This window comes from Lewinella sp., from assembly GCF_050633125.1.
Taxonomy (GTDB): domain Bacteria; phylum Bacteroidota; class Bacteroidia; order Chitinophagales; family Saprospiraceae; genus Lewinella.
In genome coordinates, this window is sequence record NZ_JBOEFX010000164.1 from 1 (window position 1) to 22414 (window position 22414).

24 protein-coding genes are annotated in these 22414 nt (G+C 40.3%); 12 read left to right on the plus strand and 12 right to left on the minus strand.

Going from position 1 to position 22414, the window contains the following annotated elements; all coding sequences use genetic code 11:
- Nucleotides 1–220: 220 nt before the first annotated feature.
- Both ACRBG0_RS26605 and ACRBG0_RS26610 read left to right on the plus strand, forming a co-directional pair.
- Nucleotides 221–460 (plus strand): FitA-like ribbon-helix-helix domain-containing protein, encoded by a 240-nt coding sequence (locus ACRBG0_RS26605; protein WP_431489866.1) that lies wholly within the window; start codon nucleotides 221–223, stop codon nucleotides 458–460.
- Nucleotides 457–879, plus strand: coding sequence for a type II toxin-antitoxin system VapC family toxin (locus ACRBG0_RS26610; protein ID WP_431489867.1), 423 nt, complete (start codon nucleotides 457–459; stop codon nucleotides 877–879). The genes ACRBG0_RS26605 and ACRBG0_RS26610 overlap by 4 nt, the downstream gene beginning before the upstream one ends.
- A 59-nt stretch (nucleotides 880–938) precedes the next feature.
- On the opposite strand, the gene ACRBG0_RS26615 is transcribed toward ACRBG0_RS26610, so the two are convergent.
- Nucleotides 939–1736 (minus strand): hypothetical protein, encoded by a 798-nt coding sequence (locus tag ACRBG0_RS26615; protein ID WP_431489868.1) that lies wholly within the window; start codon nucleotides 1734–1736, stop codon nucleotides 939–941.
- Between the two features lie 931 nt (nucleotides 1737–2667).
- Here ACRBG0_RS26615 and ACRBG0_RS26620 point away from each other — a divergent pair.
- Nucleotides 2668–3015, plus strand: a complete 348-nt coding sequence (locus ACRBG0_RS26620) for a hypothetical protein (RefSeq protein WP_431489887.1) — start codon at nucleotides 2668–2670, stop codon at nucleotides 3013–3015.
- Nucleotides 3016–3018: 3 nt separating this feature from the next.
- Here ACRBG0_RS26620 and ACRBG0_RS26625 read toward each other — a convergent pair whose 3' ends face one another.
- From ACRBG0_RS26625 to ACRBG0_RS26635, 3 genes are read right to left on the minus strand one after another with little or no spacing between them, the layout of a single operon-like run.
- Nucleotides 3019–3654 (minus strand): hypothetical protein, encoded by a 636-nt coding sequence (locus tag ACRBG0_RS26625; protein WP_431489869.1) that lies wholly within the window; start codon nucleotides 3652–3654, stop codon nucleotides 3019–3021.
- On the minus strand, nucleotides 3651–4535 hold the full coding sequence (locus tag ACRBG0_RS26630) for a hypothetical protein (RefSeq protein WP_431489870.1): 885 nt from the start codon (nucleotides 4533–4535) through the stop codon (nucleotides 3651–3653). The genes ACRBG0_RS26625 and ACRBG0_RS26630 overlap by 4 nt, the downstream gene beginning before the upstream one ends.
- 2 nt (nucleotides 4536–4537) lie before the next feature.
- Nucleotides 4538–6022, minus strand: a complete 1485-nt coding sequence (locus ACRBG0_RS26635; RefSeq protein WP_431489871.1) for a hypothetical protein — start codon at nucleotides 6020–6022, stop codon at nucleotides 4538–4540.
- Between the two features lie 150 nt (nucleotides 6023–6172).
- Here ACRBG0_RS26635 and ACRBG0_RS26640 point away from each other — a divergent pair, with 150 nt between their 5' ends.
- From ACRBG0_RS26640 to ACRBG0_RS26655, 4 genes are all read left to right on the plus strand, one after another.
- Nucleotides 6173–7075, plus strand: a complete 903-nt coding sequence (locus ACRBG0_RS26640; RefSeq protein ID WP_431489872.1) for a hypothetical protein — start codon at nucleotides 6173–6175, stop codon at nucleotides 7073–7075.
- A gap of 66 nt (nucleotides 7076–7141) precedes the next feature.
- Nucleotides 7142–7348 carry a hypothetical protein gene (locus ACRBG0_RS26645; protein WP_431489873.1) on the plus strand — a complete coding sequence of 69 codons (207 nt, stop codon included), beginning with the start codon at nucleotides 7142–7144 and terminating at the stop codon, nucleotides 7346–7348.
- A 314-nt stretch (nucleotides 7349–7662) separates the two neighbouring features.
- Nucleotides 7663–10536 (plus strand): MobF family relaxase, encoded by a 2874-nt coding sequence (gene mobF, locus ACRBG0_RS26650; protein WP_431489874.1) that lies wholly within the window; start codon nucleotides 7663–7665, stop codon nucleotides 10534–10536.
- Complete coding sequence (locus tag ACRBG0_RS26655; RefSeq protein WP_020534877.1) at nucleotides 10514–10906, plus strand: hypothetical protein; 393 nt, start codon at nucleotides 10514–10516, stop codon at nucleotides 10904–10906. The genes mobF and ACRBG0_RS26655 overlap by 23 nt, the downstream gene beginning before the upstream one ends.
- 31 nt (nucleotides 10907–10937) lie before the next feature.
- Here the strand turns inward: ACRBG0_RS26655 and ACRBG0_RS26660 are convergent, their stop codons facing one another.
- The 3 genes from ACRBG0_RS26660 to ACRBG0_RS26670 all read right to left on the minus strand — a co-directional run bounded on the left by ACRBG0_RS26660 (nucleotide 10938) and on the right by ACRBG0_RS26670 (nucleotide 12124).
- A complete protein-coding gene (locus tag ACRBG0_RS26660) occupies nucleotides 10938–11348 on the minus strand; it encodes a single-stranded DNA-binding protein (protein ID WP_431489888.1) in 411 nt (136 codons plus the stop codon).
- Between the two features lie 15 nt (nucleotides 11349–11363).
- Nucleotides 11364–11564, minus strand: a complete 201-nt coding sequence (locus ACRBG0_RS26665) for a hypothetical protein (protein WP_431489875.1) — start codon at nucleotides 11562–11564, stop codon at nucleotides 11364–11366.
- 191 nt (nucleotides 11565–11755) lie between these two features.
- Nucleotides 11756–12124: a DUF6876 family protein gene (locus tag ACRBG0_RS26670; protein ID WP_431489876.1), complete on the minus strand. Its 369-nt coding sequence runs from the start codon at nucleotides 12122–12124 to the stop codon at nucleotides 11756–11758.
- 273 nt (nucleotides 12125–12397) lie between these two features.
- Here ACRBG0_RS26670 and ACRBG0_RS26675 point away from each other — a divergent pair, with 273 nt between their 5' ends.
- Both ACRBG0_RS26675 and ACRBG0_RS26680 read left to right on the plus strand, forming a co-directional pair.
- On the plus strand, nucleotides 12398–12994 hold the full coding sequence (locus tag ACRBG0_RS26675) for a hypothetical protein (protein WP_431489877.1): 597 nt from the start codon (nucleotides 12398–12400) through the stop codon (nucleotides 12992–12994).
- Nucleotides 12984–13463 (plus strand): hypothetical protein, encoded by a 480-nt coding sequence (locus ACRBG0_RS26680; protein WP_431489878.1) that lies wholly within the window; start codon nucleotides 12984–12986, stop codon nucleotides 13461–13463. The genes ACRBG0_RS26675 and ACRBG0_RS26680 overlap by 11 nt, the downstream gene beginning before the upstream one ends.
- Nucleotides 13464–13579: 116 nt before the next feature.
- Here the strand turns inward: ACRBG0_RS26680 and ACRBG0_RS26685 are convergent, their stop codons facing one another.
- From ACRBG0_RS26685 to ACRBG0_RS26695, 3 genes are read right to left on the minus strand one after another with little or no spacing between them, the layout of a single operon-like run.
- Entirely contained in the window at nucleotides 13580–14569 is a 990-nt protein-coding gene (locus tag ACRBG0_RS26685; protein ID WP_431489879.1) for a toprim domain-containing protein, read from the minus strand.
- A 50-nt stretch (nucleotides 14570–14619) separates the two neighbouring features.
- Nucleotides 14620–14901 (minus strand): hypothetical protein, encoded by a 282-nt coding sequence (locus tag ACRBG0_RS26690; RefSeq protein WP_431489880.1) that lies wholly within the window; start codon nucleotides 14899–14901, stop codon nucleotides 14620–14622.
- Entirely contained in the window at nucleotides 14894–15544 is a 651-nt protein-coding gene (locus tag ACRBG0_RS26695) for a ParA family protein (RefSeq protein ID WP_431489881.1), read from the minus strand. Before ACRBG0_RS26695 ends, ACRBG0_RS26690 begins: the two co-directional genes overlap by 8 nt.
- A gap of 714 nt (nucleotides 15545–16258) precedes the next feature.
- On the opposite strand from ACRBG0_RS26695, the gene ACRBG0_RS26700 reads away from it, so the two are divergent.
- Complete coding sequence (locus tag ACRBG0_RS26700) at nucleotides 16259–17302, plus strand: replication initiator protein A (RefSeq protein WP_431489882.1); 1044 nt, start codon at nucleotides 16259–16261, stop codon at nucleotides 17300–17302.
- Here ACRBG0_RS26700 and ACRBG0_RS26705 read toward each other — a convergent pair whose 3' ends face one another.
- On the minus strand, nucleotides 17303–17575 hold the full coding sequence (locus tag ACRBG0_RS26705) for a hypothetical protein (protein ID WP_431489883.1): 273 nt from the start codon (nucleotides 17573–17575) through the stop codon (nucleotides 17303–17305).
- Nucleotides 17576–17577: 2 nt separating this feature from the next.
- Complete coding sequence (locus ACRBG0_RS26710; protein WP_431489884.1) at nucleotides 17578–17844, minus strand: helix-turn-helix domain-containing protein; 267 nt, start codon at nucleotides 17842–17844, stop codon at nucleotides 17578–17580.
- A gap of 524 nt (nucleotides 17845–18368) precedes the next feature.
- On the opposite strand from ACRBG0_RS26710, the gene ACRBG0_RS26715 reads away from it, so the two are divergent.
- Nucleotides 18369–19460 (plus strand): hypothetical protein, encoded by a 1092-nt coding sequence (locus ACRBG0_RS26715; protein ID WP_431489885.1) that lies wholly within the window; start codon nucleotides 18369–18371, stop codon nucleotides 19458–19460.
- A 72-nt stretch (nucleotides 19461–19532) separates the two neighbouring features.
- Complete coding sequence (locus ACRBG0_RS26720; protein WP_431489886.1) at nucleotides 19533–22397, plus strand: IPT/TIG domain-containing protein; 2865 nt, start codon at nucleotides 19533–19535, stop codon at nucleotides 22395–22397.
- Nucleotides 22398–22414: the final 17 nt, after the last annotated feature.

Genomic DNA, 22414 nt, shown 5'->3' on the forward strand with positions numbered 1-22414 from the left:
CTTGGTGTAGCTGAAAAAGGGAGGATTGAACCAATACCCAAACGAGGGAACCATAGCAGCGGGAAGGAATACCTACCGATTACTACCATCTGGCAGAGGCTGGCCGATTGACGATATGCTGTTTTTCTTGGAGAAGGATGACCTGGCTCTACGAAGACGATTTCTCTTGCTATCGATTTGAGTCCGTGCTATCATAAACCGACACCAAGGGAGTAATGTGATGGCTCAGATCATCGTAAGAAATTTGGACGACAACGTGAAAGACCTACTTGCTATGAATGCCAAGCTACACGGACATAGCATGGAAGAAGAGGTGCGTCAAATCATCAAGGATGCAGTTTCCAAAAAGGAGACAGGCTTTGGTACTGAGTTAGCCGGATATTTTAAAGAGGTAGGACTTGACTTTGAGATCGAAGAACAGAAAGGCTTTACTACTCGCAATCCGTTCGAGGATGAATGATAATATTGGATACAAATATTGTCTCTGAGATAATGAAGCCGGAGCCGGAACCCAATGTGCTGAAATGGTACAACTCTACCGGTAGAGAATTGATCTGGCAGAATGCTATTTCCGTTTATGAAATTCAGTTCGGTCTCAGCTTAATGTCCGATGGCAGGAAAAAAGAAGCATTGCAGCGATCATTTAATCGAATGCTTAGGGAGAAGTTTTCGCAACGGATAATAGCGTTCGATGTCAATGCAGCGGTAGCTGCCGCTGAATTAAATGCTGCCCAAAAACGTAGCGGGAGAAATTGCGACATCCGTGATGAACAAATTGCCGGAATCGCTTTGGCGCGAGGCGCTTGTCTTGCTACGAGGAATGTCAAGGATTTTGAGTTTAAGGGGTTGAAGGTGATTAATCCGTTTGTCAACGAATAGTTAAAGTAGTCACGATGAAATCTGACAGTTCACAAAAAACTACTTCGCATGGTTTTCAACTAATTGGGACGAGCTGACAACAATTCCTGAAGTTCTTTTTTTAAGACTTCAAAATCTTTAACTGACTTCCTAAAATCATCCATAACTAATTGCTCAAGGTTCTGAAAATCGTCTGATAATTCATTTGATTCTAGATTAAGCGATTCGTAGTCTAAATTAACCTGCTGCTTTGCTTTGATTTCTATAGCATGATTAAGTGCAGCACCCGTGATTATATTTTTATATTCACTATTCATCGAATTGATAGCCGCTTCGGATATATTGTAAAAGTTGTAGCTAGAGTAATCTGCAATCCGATCCTGCAAACTGTTAAACTGATTGAGATACATATCGACATTTTGCCCACCTTGATCAAATTTTACCATTTCAAACAATAGGTCGAGATCAGATTTCTCTTTAACAATAGCAGGCAAGCAATCATTGAACAGCATAATATAGTTATCCAATAAAGCAATTTCTTTTTCCCGAAGGATGATTTGCTTTAAAATAGTTTCTTGCAGATTTAGCGAATGTTCCTCCTTCTGGTGGATTTTTAGGTATTCCAAGAATTTTGAAATTTTATCTTGGTCACTTCTAAGTCTAGTTATGGCTTTTGAGGCATCATCGATTTTTGATTGAACTTTTTTCCTCGCAAAATCGATTTTGCCTAATAGAGAGTTATCATACCTATCTTGTACCATCTCATCCCGCATTAGGTGAATTAACGATACAATTCCATTAAAAACATATTGTACAAAAAGCACTATAATGTATCCAAGGCCAACAAGAAGCACACCTGCGAGTACTAAGATTTGCATATTAAAATTGTTTTTTTAGTCAAAATCCATTTCCATTCCGTCCCCTTCGCCAAACTCTACATCTGGCTGTAATTCTTCGAATGCTTCATTTGCTTCTACATCACGTTGCAGTTCTTCGAAAAAACTCTCAGTCTCTTTGTCAAAAATAACTCGAGCAGGCTTTGTCACCAAGTCATTAATATTGAGCACTTTGGGCTTTGAAAGACCATCTTCTGAAAGCTTTTTACCTTCTGATTCTGCTTTCAATAATCCAACAACTTTATTCGGTTTTTCAGATTGAGGAATATCGTTTAACTTATTATGAGCTAACGGCTGAAGTGCAACACTGCTATTGGTTTTAAGTAATTCAAGAGAATTATTTGGTTCAGTTATTTCATCAGGAATTTCGAATTTTAGATCCTTATTGTCTAGCACTCTCTCCTCCCAGGAGCTGCTACTCTTCGCTTCTCCTTTATCCAGTATTTCTTTGACCTTACTGCTAGTTCCTAATCGTTCTTCATGCCTTCCCATTGACTCTTCAAGTTGCTTGCCAGGGCCCCTACTTGATTTGATTTGGTCAATTATCTTCTCTCGCTCCTCGCCTATATCACGGGTAGATGTAGCATTCTCAAGCTTGCCTAAACTACCGGGAGACCTTCCTTGATCCCGGCTTGTTTTTGCATTCGCAGCTTGCCCACGCTCATCATTAATTTTGTCTACAAATTTCTGCTCTCTAGGATGTACANNCCCTTTCCCGTCTTACTTGCTTGACCTTTAGCAGGAGGGGATATTTTGCCACTTTTTCGCTTGTTTGCTACTTTATTCAAAAAATTGAAAAAACTTTTTACAATCGGCATTTTACTGGCATTTTTATTAATAATAGATTTGACAAAATTCTGTAGACCACATATAATTGGATATGTGTGAAACGGAGAAAATATCGCCCGATTTAATGGTGGAATTCATTAAGGATGCCCATGAAGGGTGCCCAAAATCTCAGTACATCTTGGCAGATTGTTACATTAATGGCATAGGAGTTCCAAAGCATCGTGAAAGAGCCAAGTATTACTACAAGTTACTTGCTGACAACCATGTGGATGATCTAGAATTCATGGAATGCTGCTACGGAATTCTGCTACTCCTAATCGCTATGCTAGAGTACCATGACCTAGTAACCGACGAAGCAAAAAAATACTTCCATAAGGCACTTGATTATTTCAGAAAGGAGTACACAGAAGCCGAGTTAAATCAAATAACAAGCAAGTATCCTATTGAAAAATACCTCGCTGAACTTGATTGATGCTTATGATTCAATAGGAGTTAATACTATACTTATTATTTTGTAATCCAGTGTTATGGCTTTTATTCGAATTCTACTTTTGGAAAATTCCAAAATCTCTATGTCCTCATATCCGTCTGCAACATCTCCGTATCTTCTTGTGTTGCAGTAAAAATCTACTGCCCACTTTGGTTCCCTATCAAACCGATACTGATACATTGAACTAGAATACCTGAGATCGAATTCGCATATACTTGATTCCTCTTTCCAAAAATTATTCTCATCAATACTCCATGTGCCTGTAACGATTCCGACGAAAAGATAGGCCAGTTCCCCATTTCTATATTGATCATCCCCTTCAGACAGTTGATAAGGAAATAAGAATTCCCAAATTTTGCAGTTGACATGTCTTTTAAATCGTCCATCTGGAAAATAAGTGACTAACCCATCATAAATCATTAAATCTACAGGAGACACAACTTTTCTTTCAAATTCCCATTTTCCCTCAAGAATACTTTTCCACTCCTCTTTTGGAGCAACATAATCACTCTCATCGGATAAAAAATCAGGGTCTGAAAAAAAATGTCCGACGATAAAAAAAATTAAATTGACCACTGTAATCGAAAGTAGTGTATAGCCGTAAATTTTGAAAAGTTTCATATTTCGCTTTTTTGATTTATTAAGTCAAGTGTGGTAGAATCCGAAAAATCAACGGAAACTAATTCTTTCGAATCGAGTACCTGTTTCAGATCATATTCACTGTCAATCATATCAAGTAATGCATCTCGTTGGTGTTTAAGAATTAAAATTTCTTCTGCGAAAAGAGCGATCGCTCCGAGCAAAAAAATGATTGATATTGAAAAGCTTCCAATGCTAATAGAATTAAAAATCAGGGTAATGGCTTCGTATGAATTACTGGAAGGTTGCATGCGCATTGTTACAATACTCAAAAGCAAGATGATAGAGCTGTACTTGAAAACCATAAACGGCTCAATCAAAAGCTTATGGGTAGTACCATCAATTGCATGCCCCCACAGTTTTTTCCCTATCCATTTTTTGAAGTATCTGGAATCACCTCTGAAATAGGAATATGAAATTTTCTTGTCCCGAATCATTTTGATACATCTTGCAAAATGATTTATTCCTTCTGCCAAAAAAAGAATGGCAAATGCAAAAATTGGATTGATTAGAACCAGAAATACGTTGAAAAAAAATGTCTTCCATGAAAATGAAGCTGCTCCAAAGAAAGACATCTTACTCCATTGCATCAGAAAGCTAGATTCTCCATATTGCCCAATCAAGATTAGAATAATGCTCGTGACGAAGGCATACCATAAAAGAAAGATTGCAAAAGAAGAAAGTCCAATAACTCTCTCTCCCAGTTTTTCCCTAAGTATAAGTTTGCAAGGTGTACTTATTATGCTGACGACAAAGAAGAATCCGAATGATATGATTCCAAGTAGGAGGTTGTTGTTGTTGAAATACGACAATCCACCAAGCAAGGATTGCTTTTCAAACCGACTTAATGATCTTTGCAACATGATTAGAATTTTTGATCAAAAGACGTTTTTAGGAAATTTTTCTTATTGGACCAGATTTTACTAGCCACAGTTATCACTGCTTCCACCTCAAACCCATTTACTTCTCCTCCCGTCTTTAGAGTAGTAAACTCTCGTGGAGCGATTTGATAATGCCATTGTTGATTAAGACTAAAATTGCTGTATTGACCTGCGCTTATTCCACCGACACCACGAAAGTCTTGGCCAATGGTTCGGGCCGCCCACTCGTTAGTAACTGCATCATTATTACACAACATGATCTTCGTTGCTAGATTGCCCAGTAAACTGTCGACTCTAGCAGTAGGATTTGTTCCTCCAACTGCTACATAATAGTTACTGATGTTCTGAGTAATAAAGACAGTAGCTACTCCTGCACTTCTAGCTGTGGTTTGAAATACTTGATCATAAGGGGTCAGAAATAATTGGGACTCATCCACCCAAAGAAATATTGGCTTTTTCCACTCTCCGAATTGGCGTCTTTCAGCCGCTTGTTGAAAAAGCAATTTGAATATGCCTTGTGCGTAGGCTCCCGCCTCTAAATAATCCTTAATGGGGAAATCCACGATAATGATCTTTCCATCAAATGTCCACTCTGGATATACTGTAGTATCATTAGCGAAATATTCGTAAAGCAGACCATTTAGAAAAGGTTCTGCTATTCCTAAAAATGACTCTACAATAATTGTTCGAGTGCGTTCATGTAAATTGGCAAATTCCCGATTAAAATAATTTTTCACCAAGTGATAATCACGTTCCAGTTTCCTGGCTATTTGTTTATCCTGTTCATTTGTGACACGTTTTGTGGCCTGGAACAGGCACCGGATATAATAATTCACTTCTCCCCATCGCTCTAATTGCTGGAAGATTTTTGTTTCATTTTCACCTTCCATGATGTTATTGAACATGTCTAATTCTTGATTCGTAAGAGTAGTAATGACAAGTGCATACATATTACCAATACTTACATTTTCACCAGACAACTTAAGTAAGTCAATCAATCTTCGAACACACCGCTTTAAAGCATTATCCCAAAATCGCTCTCCTTCTTTAGCAATACCTTCACCATTAATATTCCTTCCCATTTGATAAATATTCATGAAGAGGTTAACAAGGTTATGAGTTTGCCCAGCACCCTTACCTTTTCGTTCTGTTTCATATTGAAAAGGATTGAACCTGTAGTCACCTCCTTCCTCTATTATTACCAAATCCTGTTCTCTCCCTACTTCACTTACATATTGTTCCCAGGCATGTCGTTCATCAGGTTTAGCGGCAAGTACGAGTCCCCCAAAGCCATTTTTCAGAAAGGCTTTGGCCATCATTTTTCCTACGGAACTAGATTTACCAGAACCGATCCCGCCAGTAATGAGCGTACCACGGGTAGCATCACGGACTGTCCAATAGTCTCTAGAACTACTAGAAAACTTGATTAATAATTTGTCTAGGCCAACTTCTCTCGGAATTTCAGTCATCTTTTAAAGTATTAAGTAGGGGTGAAATCAATAAGCGACTGCATTATAAAGAACTATTTGACTAGTAAGCGAAATTTCCTGAGAAACACTTACATTAGAGCTGATCAATTCTTAGTTGATCAGCCTTGGAATTGACAAAAAGCACTAATAATGAAGGACAACTTGACTGATTATTCAAGGGATACTTTTCTTGAACTCCTCAAAGAAAACTTTGGTGATTATAAAATCGAGAATGGAATAATAATATTTAATTCTACCTCAAACAAGGAGATAGCGGAAGCACTTGCGATGGGAGAAGCTCAATTCAGTAGAAAAATCAGAAGTCTTCCAGATGCCGATCATGAGTATCGGCGAATTATCGATAGAATACTCCTGTATCAAAACGCAACCCGCTATAAACGCCTAAAAAGGATTATACCCTTACTGTCAATTATGGCAGGTGTTTTAGCACTAATTACAATTATTCTTTTCCGTCAACTACATCATCTAAAAGAGGAGCCAGCAAAAGTCATTAGTAATATAGATGGTTTGTACCTATCTAAATCCCCTTCCCTTGTCAATGTAATGAAATACAATGGAGCATCGAACATTCACCGACTCAAATGGGAAGCTGTACGCCTTAATCAGAGAATTAAAGCAAAAAGAGGTCCTCTAACTTACATAGATTCTATAAATGAAGTTAGCAGCTTAATGACCAATGTAGCCAGTATTATTCGTGATGAAAGGGATGCATTAAGCCGTTTGAATTTTATATTCCCATCAGGGAAGGCTTTAGAGGTACTTCTCGAAGAGGTAGTCCCAATCCAAGATGAAAAAATGTTTAATTATTCTGCGGAGGAAATCATCTCTTTATCCGATATCGAAGAATTTGAAAAAAGAGCTACGTTTTTTGACAAGGGAGTTCGGCAGATGTATCCAATCGTTTTAAATAATGAGATAGAATATCATCAAATAGTAGAAGAAACAGTTATCGTCGTACGTGTTATTCAATCAGGTATACAGGATATTCTCAATAAAGCTGCACAAATAGAAATGATTTCTTCAGGTCATTAACCCTTTTTTAACCATTATCTGATAGGCTATGAGTGAATTTTTTTCTTCACTAAAACTAGCCTAATCATGAATGTACTAGTTATTATTCTTCTGATTGCATTAGTATTACTTGGCTTCTATGCCCAAGGACTGCGTAAAGAACTCAAGGATGAAAAAGCTGAGAAAGTGCTTAAGCATCGTCCTTCTTCATTCTTGAAGGGAATTCGCGACAATAGTACTAGTAAGGTACTTAAAGAAGCTGCTAAACGCATTTTAGAAAAAAGGAAGAAATAGGGTCACAATTGTGACTTTTTTAGTCTTTCGTAAAGAAGCTGATTATCTAATGATTATCGGCTTCTATTGACGTTAGAATTAGGAATTTCTAGGCTGTTTCATGTCAATTTGCAAGCAAGGGTATTTGGTTTTTTATTATAACAAAAGTACTCTTTTTACATTTTAGGCTGGATTGCAATATTAATTTTCCCGTCTTTTCCCAAACCTCCCTATTGCACTGATTTACAACTCATGGTAACTTGCTTTCAAGACCTCTAGCTATGCTAAGGGGAGACGCCTGTAACTAACTTTTAATACTAAAATACACGTCAAATATGCTTCGAATTACGGTAAGTAAGTCCGCTGAAGGTGCCACCAAATACTTTGACGAAGGTTTGTCGAAGTCCGATTATTACGCCGAAAAAGGAGAGGTCGTCGGACGGTGGCAAGGACGTACTGCGGAGCAAATTGGACTGACGGGTGAGATCAAAAAAGACGATTTTGCCATGCTGGCAAAAAACCAAAATCCGCTCACCGGCGACCAACTTACTGCCCGCAATTCTAACGCAAGACGGGTAGGATATGACTTTACTTTTTCAGTCCCAAAATCCGTCTCCATTATCTATTCTCAAACTCAAGATAAAGAGATTATTTCATCCTTCGATGAAGCGGTTAAAGAAACCATGTTAGAGATCGAAAAAGAAGCAGCAACCAGAGTAAGAGGCAGAGGAAGAAATGAAAATCGCATTACTGAAAATCTTGTTTGGGGAGCATTTACGCACGAAGATGCCAGACCAGTTGGCGGTATTCCAGATCCACATTTACACCAGCATGTTTTTGTCTTCAATGCTACTTATGATAAAAAAGAAAAGCGTTTCAAAGCGGCACAGTTTGGCGAGATCAAAGCCAATGCCCCTTATTTCGAAGCGGCTTTCAACGCTCGATTAGCCGATAAGCTGCAACAAGTCGGCTATCAAATTGAGCGCAATGAGCGCGATTTTGAGATCAAAGGTTTTGGGCGTAGCACCATCGAGAAATTCTCTAATCGCACTCGCCAGATTAATGAAAAATCGGAAGCCCTTGGGCTGTCCTATGCGGAAGACAAAGCGGAGCTAGGCGCGAAAACCCGTGCGAGCAAACGCACGGGGTATGACAAGGAAGATATTCGGATGCAATGGAGATCACGTCTTTCAGAAAGTGAGCGGGAATTGATCAGAAGCGCAAAAAGTGAGCCGCCACCGAGTGGCGGTGGCATGGATTCCCTGTCTAAGATTACGGAGCGAGTAGTTGGCTTGGGTTATGCTATTGAAAATAAAAATGGCGGATTTAGTGCTAAAGAGGCGATCAACTATGCACTTGATCACACGCTTGAGCGGAAATCCGTAGCCAGCGAAAAAGAACTACTCACCATTGCTTTAAAACGTGGCATAGGGACAGTTTCTCCCGAATCCTTGCGTAAGGAATTGAATGGTAGAGAAGATATACACAGTAGGAGAGACGAGCAACGAAATGAAACCATCTATACCACCAAAGAAGCGATCGCTGAAGAACAACAACTCAAGCAAGTAACACAACAGGGCAGAGCCATTTTCGAACCAGTACACAATGACTATCAAGTCAAGAATAAGTTATTGACTGAGGAGCAAGTCGGAGCCGTTCAGCACGTCCTCACCTCTAAAGATTTTATCACCGTAGTTACGGGTGATGCAGGAACGGGAAAAACCTGGTCAATCAAAGAAGTCGCCGAAGGAATGAGAGAAAAAGGGGTGAATTTTGGAGCCTTTGCGCCCTCCTCTGCGGCCTCCCGTGAAGTGCAAAGAGCCGATGGTTTTGAAAATGCTACGACCATTGCCGAACTACTCAAAAGCGAGAAGCTTCAGGAGTCGGTAAAAGATGGTTTTATCTGGGTCGATGAAGCAGGTATGGTAGGCAATAAAACCATGAACCAAGTGATAGAAGTGGCACAACAGCAAAATGCTCGCATCCTCTTAACGGGTGATATTAAACAACACGGATCGGTTGAGCGAGGTGATGCGCTACGCATTATCGAGCAGTTTGGTGGTATAAAACCCGCTACGATTACCAAAATACAAAGGCAAAAAAATGCGGATTATCGCAGTGCCGTAAAATCCATCTCGAATGGAAATCTGGAAAAAGGCTACGAAACCCTTGAGCAGATGGGAGCGATCAGAGAAGCTGATAGTTTTGAGGAAGCCAAAGAAAATATCGCCAATGAATACGCTACTTCACTGAAGAACAAGGAGAATGTGCTCATCGTAGCCACTACCCATGCTCAGGGACAAGGGGTTACGGAAACGATCCGTGACAAGCTTAAAACGGAAGGCGTTTTAAGCGGTAAGGAAAAGGTTTTTCAGGTTCAGAAAAACCTGTCGCTGACCGATGCACAGAAGCAGGATCATACCCAATATGAAGCAGGGCAAATCATCCAGTTTCACCAAAATATCAAGGGAGGCATAAAACGTGGCACTAAGTACCAGGTTTTGGGAAAAGATGAAAACGGTTTAGTGAGAATAGGAAACCAGGATGCTAGTGAAAAGAAAAAAGAGAAAGGGGTAGTTTTACCCATGACTGAAGCGTCTAAATTTTCGGTGTATCGTTCCGAGACATTAGCTTTATCACAAGGGGATAAAATCAGGATTACCCAGAACGGATTTTCCAATGAGCGGGCCCGACTCAATAATGGCAATATCCTCACGGTGACGGGATTTGATAAACAGGGGAATATTCGAGCATCAACAGGAAAGAACGAAATCGTGCTAGCACGAAATTTTGGTAACCTGACCCATGGCTATTATACGACTTCCCCCGCCTCACAGGGAAAATCCGTTAATCGGGTTATTATCATGCAATCTTCCATGACGGGAAGAGCAGCAAGTAAAGAGCAATTTTATGTATCTGCCTCCCGTGGCAAATTTGCCATATCCATCCATACGGATGATAAGCAGGGTTTACTCAGCTCAATTCAACGATCTGCACAGCGGATGACCGCCTCAGAAGTAGGGCAGGAACTGGTCAAGACAGAGAAATCAATGAAAGATAAGCTCAAAGTTATCGGCTCAATTTACCAAGCTGGTAAATCAAAAGTTGCAAACATCAACGAAAAGTGGCAGGATAAAAAAGCTGCCATTATTAGCGTTGTTTCAAAACCGATAAAACCCGTAAAGAATGCACCGATCAGAGCAAAGTAATAGTATCCCCTCTCTGATTAAGCGAGAGAGCAGTGCTGCCCTAAAATATCGGGGAAATAATGAATTCTATGGCATTGCCGATGCTAGAGAAGGCAATGCCATCGCGCTGAAATTCGTGACTTCTATTGGGGAACAAAAAGCGATTCATTACCATGACATTATTTCCCCGATGGATTTTAATGGTACGAACTCCATTACCTTGATGACTACCCGCATGGTGGTAACGATCCGAGGAGGTCATCTGGAAAAACTCTTTGACCACATTATTCAGCATCAAGTGCTATGGATCAAAGAACCCCAAAGTTCATTTAGTACTTCCGAAGGAAAGGATGTTTATGTCAGTTCCATTGACTTTGAGATGATGCAGTAAAAAGGGCGAAAAATCGCTCTTTAAAAGCGCACTAAGCACTCGCCTGTTCTTTTTTCGGCGGTGCCTGTTTTACTTTATAAGCAATTATAGAAGCTTCTCTCTTGGTAAACTCTTTCCCATCCTCAAGTACTTTGAAGTCCCGATAATTCAAGGAACCGTTTATTTCCAGTCTAGCTCCCTTCTCATACGCTTTAGCTTCTTCGATCAGCGCAGGACTGAATAGGATGACATCGTGCCAGATCGTAGCTTTGTCTTTCCATTCTTCGGTCTCCTTGTCTTTGTAGGAATCAGCTGTTGCCAAACGCAAAATTGCGAAGGTTTTGCTTTCACTCTCGATCACTTTTGTTTCCGCTCCTAAGAAGCCGATTAGTTTTACAGTATTGTTATTTGCCATGATTATTCTCCTTTGTTTAGGATTGATAAAATATCTTGCTTTTGGCATCAAGCAAGAAAAACTTTAAACGGGTAGCTCTACCCAGCTGTGCGCGTCCATGAGCGCTTGCAGACTGTCGAAATCTTCTGTCTCATCGCCTTTGTAATTACCCCAGAAACCGCACTTGCCTGTTTCCTCATCTTCGTAATAATGTACGGTGATGTTGGAGCGGTAATAATAGCCGCCTTCCTTTTTTAGATATTTTTCAAATTCCTTAATGTTCATTTTCTTCCTCGTTCAATTCTATTATTGTTTTAAAACTCCATCCGCACAATGCGATTAAGAAGTCATCAATTTTACCGTCCTTATAGGCTTGAAATAGGTATTTCTCCTGTCTGTGACGGTTCTCGTCATCATTTTCCATTTGCCTTTGTATCGTATCTATTAAGGTGATTCGTTCCATGTTTTCTCCTGTATTAATATTCACTTGGTAAAATCAGTACTTGGTCAACTAGCCAAAGCTCTATTTGTGGGAGTGGAAAATCCGTGAATGGAATTCTGAACTCCTTGAGCAGATTACTATTTCCATCTTCGACTTTGATTGATGCGGACTCATCAGCATTGACCACAAGTTTCCAGACTTGAAATTCCTCTCCATCCAGCGCAGGAACTTCACAGTAAGAGAAGATGAAATCTATGAACCAATATGCTCCCGCCTCCGTTGCCAGAAATTTGATACCATCCGTATATCGATGTTCGGGAAATAATGGGTTGAAATAATATTTCTCTGTTCCTGAAAACTGCTCCAATGCTGCTTTCAATTCGTTTGTATCTATTTTACTCATTTGGACTTCTCCTACTTGTTGTTAAAGGGTTATAGCATTTGCGCTATACCCTTCTGCCTCGTGGCCGAACAGTGGGGTAGCAACAGCAAAGAAAAATCGATGAGAGTGGTGCGGGCAGAGAGCCATCGGCTCACCACACGGTCGCAGCCTATTTTTATTGCTAGGCGCGAGGGTGAAACCCTTAGTAATAAATCTTAATTTTTAACTACTTAATAGTGCTGATTATTTAGACTTTGTCGTAGCTTTGGATGCTGTTTACCAGCCAAATAGCTCATGTTTAGCCTTAAAAGCTCTGCTAGGAAATTAGAGCCTTCCAATCATTCTTCCTCTTCTACTTTGAGAATTATTTCCGAAGATAATTCACCACGTCCTTCAGGCTGGTTGCCGATCCTGTTATTGATTCTTATAGCTTTGGGAAGCCTGTATGTAGGGCGAAAGTATTATAGGTCACAAAAAGACCTTCCCCCGGGATTAGTGGTGAATCCAGAAGGAGATATGGCTTTATCCTCTAAGCGAGAAGCAAAGCTTGCTAAAGAGTTAGAAGAAATCGATAATGCTGTCCAATATGCGCTAGTAGCTACAAAGGATGGTGTTTACCCCTGCTACGCTTGTCCTTCTGCCCAGAAAGTTATATTTTTATACAAAGGAAACGTTTGGAAGTATGGTGTTACCAGAAAAGAAGAATCTGAGCGTTATCCCAATGGAAACTATGGAGCAGAGAACTTGTTATTCTTACCACTGTTCTGGGGAACGTACGGAGAATGCCTCAAGCAGGAGAAAATAATGATTTATAATTATCCGTTTTTGCCAGAAGCAAAGGAGCGGGACATAATAATATTACGACCACCAGGGAATAAATATGATAGCTAAAGAAGAACATTTACTAACCTTGGAAGCACAAGCTAAAGACCAGCAGATATTTATCTCTGGCCGCATCTGGCATGAGCTATACCCCAAAGTAGATCCCGGTCTTTTTCTAGAAGTATTAGGGGAAAAGATTGATCTGAAAAAATACGGTGATGGTATCGCCAAATTCTACTTCACTTTCGTAGTTATAGAAAAACTAACGCCTAATTTTTCCGGCTGGGTAGGCAGTGACTACTTTCCCAAAAGAGCCAGTGTAGACATTGGAATACGAGTGCCTTATGAGGAGATCGTAGCTGCTGATGAAGCAACGGTCATCAGGCTAATGGAAAAAGCCCTCCTGGAAGGAATTGATACTATTGCAGATCACGAGCACAAATTTGTAGCTCCCTTCGACTACAAAGCCTTCAAAGCTGACGTAAAAGCCATTTTCGCAGAAGAGAACTGGTATAAAACGGAAGAGACTCCGGCTTAGGGATAGGAACGGGCCGTTGAAAACGGTATCCATTGGATCACCGTCGTGGATAGCCTGCCCGACGCTATTCTAAGCGGCGGAAGCCCCAATTTAGATATGCTATTGAAAAGAAAAAGCTAGCCCTTTCTAGCTTGCAGATACTGATTATAGTCTTTGAATTCTTGATAAAGGTGATTTTGTGGTTTCACCCCTTGCCCTAATTCCTCCTTGAAGAACGTGGTCGTTTTCTCACCAGACTGGTCATTGTCAAAGAAGGTATAAATATGCTCGTAATTAGATTGCTTGATAAAATCAATGGCTCTCCGTCTCATATTCACCATATTAAGAACAATCACATCTACGGGAAGTACGGGCACTTTTTTAAGTGTTAGCACAGTCAGGAAATCCATAAAGCCTTCAAATACCGCAACGCTATTCTTCTCTGATCCCGGAATGTAGGAAATGTCTTTTGCTGTATTCCTATCCTCGGCATTAGGCGATTTAAGAATGCCTTTGAAAAATTTATCTCTACACTCGTAATCTCCAGATTCATTCTCAAAACCAAGCGTTTGATAAATCTTGCCCGTTTTCTTATTGGTGTAAGAAATATGCTTGAGGTATTTTACGGCCAACTGATAATCAATGCTCCGCTCACCTGCTAAGTAGCCAATCAAGGATTTATCCCAAACTTGCTCCCTAACTTTAGTGATTTCAAGATTATTCTCTGCGGGTGCTGCACCTAATTCTTTTTGAGATAAGGAAATGTCCTGGAATAATGGAAGCTTGTTCACTTTACTCCAAAGCACCCCCTGCCCTTTATGGGGAAAGAGATTGCGTAGAATCTGTAATGCTTCACTGACGGTTACATTCTCGTGGAGTTGTAAAAAGCCAATGACATTACCGTTGCCCTGTATGTCTCCGCGACCAAAGTCATTCCATATCCACTTTCCTCCCAAATAGGACGTATGAAAGCTTGGCTCTTTTTCGTAGCGAAAAGGGGAATTATACCAATATTCATAACCATGTTTGGTGACACTTACCGGATCGTGACCAAAGGCACTTAAAAGATCGGGTAAAGAAATATTTTCCTTAGCCCATTGGGCATTGTAGCTGATAATTGGAGACATGAAGACCTCTTAAATAGATAGCACGAAATCGTGCTATCGTGCTAGGAAGATTACTTGTTTTCTTGTTTTACTAGATACGCTTCAAAGCAGTTAACCAGTAATTCTGACATGGTTACGTCGTTATTCACGGCATAATTTTTAAACCGTTTTCGGAAAGAATTCGGTACTTTAAAATTAAGCGGTCTGATTTCTTCCTTGGGTGCTTTGGAAGCTTGGATATTTGAGTTTTCCTCGCTTTTCTCTACAATAGTGAGGTTGTTACTGGCTTCCTCTTCTGCTGGTGGTGTTCCCTTACGGGCAAGTGACTTATTAGGTTTTTTAAGATTAGCCATAACGAACCTCCTCTTTTGCTAGTTGCTCAATGTGATTGTAAATATTTTGAATAAGTTGATCAGCAATGCGATTGATCGAATCATATTTGGTTTCATTTGCTGCCAAACCACTGTCGGAACATTGCCCAATGGAGGTCTTTTCTGCAATCAAGCCCAAAAAGGTATAACCCGTTGCTTTGATATATTCCTCTGCGGCTTCCAGTTCATTTTTACTACCACCTACCCGACTTAAGCACATGCCTATCCTCTGTCTGGCTATTCCTTTTTTCTTGAGTTCATGTGCCAATTTAACCTGAGGTTCCAAATCATCAGCGGTGACACCAGTAGGTAAGATGATGAAGTCGCACACCTTTGCGATTTCCAAGGTTTGTACATCCGCCTGCCCTGCACCATCAAAAATGATTAGGTCATACTGACTGTCATTTTTCAAAGCATCTTTTACCGATGAAAATGGTTCTACGGCAATTTTGGGAGTAAAACCATTATCCATTCGTTTACGGTTCCAAATCGTTGAGGTAGATTGTTTCAAATCCATATCCGCAATTTTAACTTCCCAATCATTACGGGCATATTCAACGGCTAATGCTCTGGCGAGGGTAGATTTTCCGACTCCTCCCTTCTGCGATAAAACGCCTATTTTCATCTCACTCCTTCTATTGGTTCAAGTACAATTAGCTTATATGACCCCATAGCGAGAGGAAAGAAAAAACGATAGAAAGATGGGTGAAAAAGAAGCTTTCGTGTTAGCACGATGCAATAAAATCACGATAGGCTATTTTCGTGCTTTATGGCTAGGAAGGTTTCTGGCTTATCAACTAGTCGTAAATATTTCTAGCACGAAATAGAGAAAGCAATAAAACCAATAAGCACGCTTTCTTGCTACAAAGAACCGAGTTCTACAATTAGGAATGTTTTTTCAACGATGAGCTTACCTGGAATTTTTTCTTTTTTATCTTTCAATAGCTCATATATAAAAACCGATTCGCGTTAGCGAATTACTTATAGGTTATTTGGAATATTTAAATTTACCAAGCTCTCTAGTGTTACTAACTTCGTTATAATAGTGTTAGTGTAGTGTTACGGGGCTTATAAGCGGGCTGTAAACCTAGCAAACCTTAGCTTTGGGAAAAGTAGCGGTTCCTAAAACTGCGTACGAAAGTTCCTAAAGTTCCGAACGATGGTTCCTGAAATTGCGTACGAAAGTTCCTGAAACTGCGAACGTCTTTGGTGGAATTCCAAAGGGTAGGGGAGGGCTGGAAATCACCTCTTGTTTAGCGGTTCCTAAAACTGCGAAAAAAAGGCTTGTCAGCACTAAAAATACTGCTATTCTGGTTCCTGAAATTGCGAAGAGGAGGGAATGCAAAGCGTATTATTTGACCCAAAAGAAAACTTACCCTTATTACCGGATCGACATCCGACCAAGGATTTCTTCATCGCTGACATCTTCGATAATCTTCCTTTTAAAGACGATATGGCTTCCATGAGTCATCCGATCTTTAGTCTTTCAAAGAAGAAAGACTTAAGGAATCTGGTGTACGAAAATGGCACAGCCAGTGTAATCATCAAACCCAATACCGATGGTCTGCCAACGATATTTGATAAAGACGTTCTGCTGTATTGTGGCTCTTTGTTAATGGAGCAAATTAACAAAGGAGTTGTACCGCCTAAAACCTTGCGTATTTCCAGCCACGACCTATTAGTGGCTACTAATCGGCCAACCAACGGTAATGGTTATGAATTACTAAAGAATGCGCTAGATCGCTTAAAAGGCGTTAGCATCAAGACCAACATCAAGACCAATAAGCGAGAAATCACCAAAGCCTTTGGACTGATCGATAGCTACGAAATCATCGAAAGCAGTAAGGTTAAAAATCGCATGGTAAGATTGGAAGTCACGCTCTCGGATTGGTTCTATAATTCCATTTTGGGTAAAGAAGTACTCACCATCAATCGAGACTACTTTCGTTTGGGGAAAGCCCTGGAACGCAGGCTCTACGAAATAGCCCGCAAACATTGTGGCAGAAGTAGTGATTGGAAAATCAGTTTGGAAAAACTCAAAGAGAAAACGGGATCAACCTCAACGCTCAAGAAATTCCGTTTCTTCATCCGACAGATTGAGAAAAACAACCACTTACCGGATTACTTCATTCGCCTGATAGAGAATGATATGGTGCACTTCAAAGCCAGAAAAGAAACAGTTGATATTTTTGATCTACCGATGATCAGCCCTGAAACCATCGGAAAAGCGCGTAGGATCACCGAACAAGCGAATACTGGCTGGGACTTTAATGATCTACACTCGCAATTCTCAAAAGCTCTCTTGGATGGCTTTAAGCCCAATAATGTTAATGGGGCTTTTATTTCTTTTGTAAAGAAGAAGGTCGCTCACTCACCGCAATAACTAGCGGTCAATCTCAAACCCTTTATCCTTATCATCCTTACCTCGATCACGAGTAGGGCGGGGGATAGAACGAGAAGCATCCCTCAGTTTAGAGATCGTCTTACTTTGCGTGCGCTCCTTAGCATATTGCTGACTACCCGCAACGAACCCTTGAAAGAATTCATCTTCTACACTTTCAACTGCAGTATTCAACTGCTGAGCTAGCTCTGGTTGATGTTTTTCTATAATATATCCGGCATTGAAGCCTTCTGCTAATGGATCGCTACTAGCCATGATTATTGGTTTGAACGCTTTTCGATAAAGGATAAAATAGAAGATTTCTTGTAGAGGTATTTCTTACCAGTTACTACACTGAATATTATCTCACCTGTATCTCGGTATTTCTGAAAAGTGGTCTTGGAAGCAATGTCGAGAATGCCCATTGCTTCCTTTTCGTTGATCCAATCATCGGCAGGGTCGTCCTTTAGCTCTATAGCCAATTGCTTGACTAGCGACTTAAGAGCCTCGGATTCTAGGCAGATGATGTTGATGATGTCTGGCATCTATATATGTTAGGAGTACTTTTTTTATAAAGGTAAGCAATATCAAGATTTTCTTCTGAATAGTTATGATTACTAGCCCTGACTAACCTATCTCTTATTCATGATCTTCAGTATTTTAGACTGCCTCAATAAAATTCTGCCCCACAATATTGAGATATACCAACGCTTAGAATAAGTACGTCAATAGCCAAGTACACAATTTTAGAATTAACTATTAAAGTTATTGCATCTTTGAAAAAGAAGATGTACTTTTGAAATAACAGGAAAATATAATCTTTAAAAATAAGAATCAACTAATAGCAGCTCAACGAAGATTCGGGTCAAAAAATATGAAGTCGACCTTATGGAAGATTTCTATTTGCGATCTGACCCTTCGTTGGGGTTTCGTTGGGCTGCGATTAGGTATCTACTCTCTATACAAGCGCTCTTGAAATAATTAACATTTCAAGGTTACATAGTTTTATCATTTAATTCTAAGCCCCAAATGCAGGAAAGAGCTGTTTGGGAGCATAACATTATATGTCATGAGCCTCTCTAATGATTGTGGTCTTACAATTGAAAATGTTAAGTGTGTACTACCTTCATGTACAGGGAAAGGTAAAGATGGTGCTATTACCGTTTTTGCTGACGGTAAAGGTGATATTGAGTACAGTATTGATGGAGGAGATACCTACTTCAATACATTTCAGTTTGACGAACTAGTACCTGGCGTTTACGAAATAATTATTCGCTTTGTTGATGATCCTAAATGTGAAATTAATTATGGTTTTGTAGAACTGCCTGCACCACTATGTGAAGATAAGTGTGCTGATATTGAGGAGACTTGTGGCACTGTTCTTTTTCCAGGTGATCTCACTTTAATCGGGTTTGATAATAATATTCATTATGGGAATGACCGGATTCTAATTGCGACAATTGTAGATCTCAAAAGATTCACCTTTTTCAGTATTACGAATGCTATTTATGAAGGAGGTGCATCAGCTGGTGTACACACAAATTATTGGCATGCTCCCGAGGATAATGCACCAATTGAAATTGCTTCGCACAGAATCACCTATGTGGGAGAAGAAATTATCCCAGCGGGCTCGATCATTTGCTTTGATTTGCCCTCTCATAATAGCGGGACTGGGATGCTCGCTCAAAACTTCAAAATCAATGGTGAATTCAGTGGTGATTTTTGTGTGAGATCAGATGGAAACTCCCCTCATGATCGCGTAAATATTAGTACCACTAAGCCTGATGCCTTGTTTCTATTTCAGGGAGAATGGACCTTTCTGGCTAATCATGCGACTCTGTGTGGGCGTGTATTATCCGGAATCCAGAATGGAGGCGAGTGGCTGACCAGTAATGATGCTGTACCTTGGCCGTCACGAAATTCCCGGACGCATCCCCATCTCGCCGGCTTATCTATTCTTGGATTAGCAGATGTAGTGAGTGGAGCTTATTACTTCACGGCTCAACAAGCGACACCATATACTCCGCTGGATTATTTAAGACAAGCTACCGATTTCACGACTTGGGAACAGGTGGCAGAGGCCACTCCAAAGAATGATATTCCGGCAGAAGCCTGCCAAAATGAATTCCAAATAGACGATGGTGGGCCAAATGTAGAATAGATTCACCAAAGCAGTTTTTTCGGATAATATTTTCAATAGCTCTCTTTCTATCTTATTCATAAATCTCTGACAATGCCAATCTTTGAGGATCAATACGCACCTATTTCTGATGGTCACTTGCCTGTACAGCTACCGGCAGTGGAGCAAGCAGGGGATGACCCAAGTGGGCATTATGCCAGCCTCCCTCAGCCTGTTGCGGTGTTTAACGGGTTAGATGGTATCATATATACCTATTCTACTATTACCTCGCCACTAGGTGTCAAGAGTATGTTTAGTGGAATGGTTACTTATTTACCTGCGAATACGAGTTATGCACCTGTATTATCCGACTTTACGGTTAATTCGGAGATTACCACCACCACTCAAGGAGGCGTTTTGTTGGAGTTGTTTCCTATTGTTGGGCAGGCGCTGAAAACTCTACCCGATAGTCCTGATGGAGGCTCGCCACTGGATGGAGTCTTTATCCCCGCCTACATTCTGATTGAAGGAGTAGATGCTGCTACTTTTAGGTCCGATATGCAGGCACTTATGCCTGATGTAGTGGATGCAATTTTGGACCTGTCCTGGATGGAGACTGAAGGGAACGCACCAGGAACTAGAGAAGAAAAGGAGAACAAATTTTTAGACCGCCTAATGCTCGGAGAGAAGCAATTGGCCGTGGGCGGTGGGGATGATATTGGCATGACCACGCTGAACGCGGATAGTCACCCGGAATTTGTGCTCAAAATGTACTCTTCGGAGGTAGAGACTGGCTCAGTTAGCTATGTTTTCTATGCATCCAGGGTAGATCCGCTACTTTTCATACAGCGTTTTCCGTTATTTATTGATCCTACAGACACTGCTAATAACTATTTCTCTAAATGGCATAACCATCCGCTGATTACCGCTATAGCCGATTTCAGTGCAAATGTGATGAGGGCCTATATTAAGTTTGAAGTTTGGAATCCTGGTTCTCCCACTGGAGCTTTACCTGAATACGCCCCTGTTGACCCAGGGCTCACCGTCAAACTAATGGACTATGACACTTTTCTGAACTCGGATGACGAATTGGCTATCGCTACCACAAATGATAACGGGGTAGCATTTTTCCAAATCGACATCCCTGAAGATGGCTGGCTAAACGGTAGCCCACCAGATTTGTACTTTAAAATACTTGCACCGATTGCTAGTATGGCTAGTGACTTGCCACCACTCCCAGCTGAATGGTCGACGAAAGCCAACTCAGGGACCAATTATTGGTTGTCTACTAGCGGCGAAAAAGGCTATTATGAAAATTTCAGTGGGACACAACTTGGCTCGCCAGCTAATCCTTTGGTGTTTCGGATTGGTGTTGATTTTCACATAAAGTTTGAATTATTGAATCCCTATCAGGGTGGCCCTCTTGGAAGGTGGGAAAATTTTCCATCAGGAATCAATGTTGATATTTATGCTACTGACTTATGGCCAGATTATGAGTATGGAGGTGATACAAATCCTGACTTAGGAGAACTAATTTATTCAGAGAGGACTTCTGATGATGTGATTCATGGAATTTTATTTACAATAAACCCTAACGATAACTTCCTTATATGCGCACATTATAACATTGCAGATCCTTCAATTAATCTTTTAGAAACTAGAGTTCACTTGAAATCTCCTAATGATTCTGAAATCAGTAGGTGGTATACATCTTTCCCAGATACTAAAATTCGTAATTCTGGTGTGAGATATGATGACTTTAAAAATCTACAAAAAAATTCAATTGGTAGTAGCTCCTCCCCAATTGTATTTCAAGCTGCAGATAGTAATAATACACAAAGATTTGCTGGCTTTTATATTCTAAAAATAGCCAAAGAAATCAGTACCTTTTTACATTATTTCACTGTTGGTAGCTATCCTGGGGTTGAGCTAACCTATAAGCTTTGGCATCTTAATCCTGATGCAACGCCTACTGCTTGGCCTATTGGCAATATATGGCTAACTGAAAACCCTTCTTCCTGGAAGAGGAGAACAATAGTTCATGAAACATTTCATCAAGTAATGTGGAATGAAGCAAATTTTGATAGTGGGGTAATCGCTAACCAATTCATATATGATATTATACTTAGCGGTGCCTATCATCGAGTCGATTTATTTTCAACTCCATGGAGAGCACTAACAGAAGGGTGGTGTATAGGATTTGATTCTATCTTTGAATCAAGATCTTCGCTTCTAGAGGGGTTATACCGATTGAAACGTGATTTCACAGAGCCTCATAGTGCTACAAATACTGTTTGGTTAAATCCAAGCTCGAGTAGTGAACTAGCTGTAGGTCTTGGTAGTGAAGGAGCAACAGCCAATTATATTTTTAATGTCTTTTGGAAAAGAGTAGTCAATTCTTCTCTAGGGGGTATTCTCGGCGTTAATGTTATAGTGGAAAGTAATGATGGAAATATTTTAAATTCTAATTCATGGATGACTGCTAGTAACCAGTTAGCGCTCTCTGATAAGTTCATGAGATATTTTTGGGAGCCACTTAGGGCTATGGAACAATACATAGGAATTCCTCCAGAATTTCCGGCAAGTTTTGATTTTTACACGGAAACTCTTGACTCTGCACAGTCAAGTGAAATCCATATGCTACATGGAGAAATTGCAAAATGGAATTGCTATGAGGTAGAGCCAGTTCTTCATAGTCTAAGTGAGACTTCTGGTCCAGCAGGAGGAGGGACTACCATAATCCTAATGGGGGCTAACTTTATCATGCCCGTCCCCCCATACTTGGCTGAAGATGCTACTAGTTATGCAGATATTATTGTAAAAATGGCAGGAGTAACCCATTCAAATATTACAGTATTGTCACATGAACAAATTCGATTCACTGTTCCCTCTGGGAGTTCTGGCGCAACCGTAAGTGTTACTGTCGAAATAATCATAAGAGGATTCGTTTTATCTTCAAATTCATTACCATTCACTTAGAGCTTGTTGGGAAATTT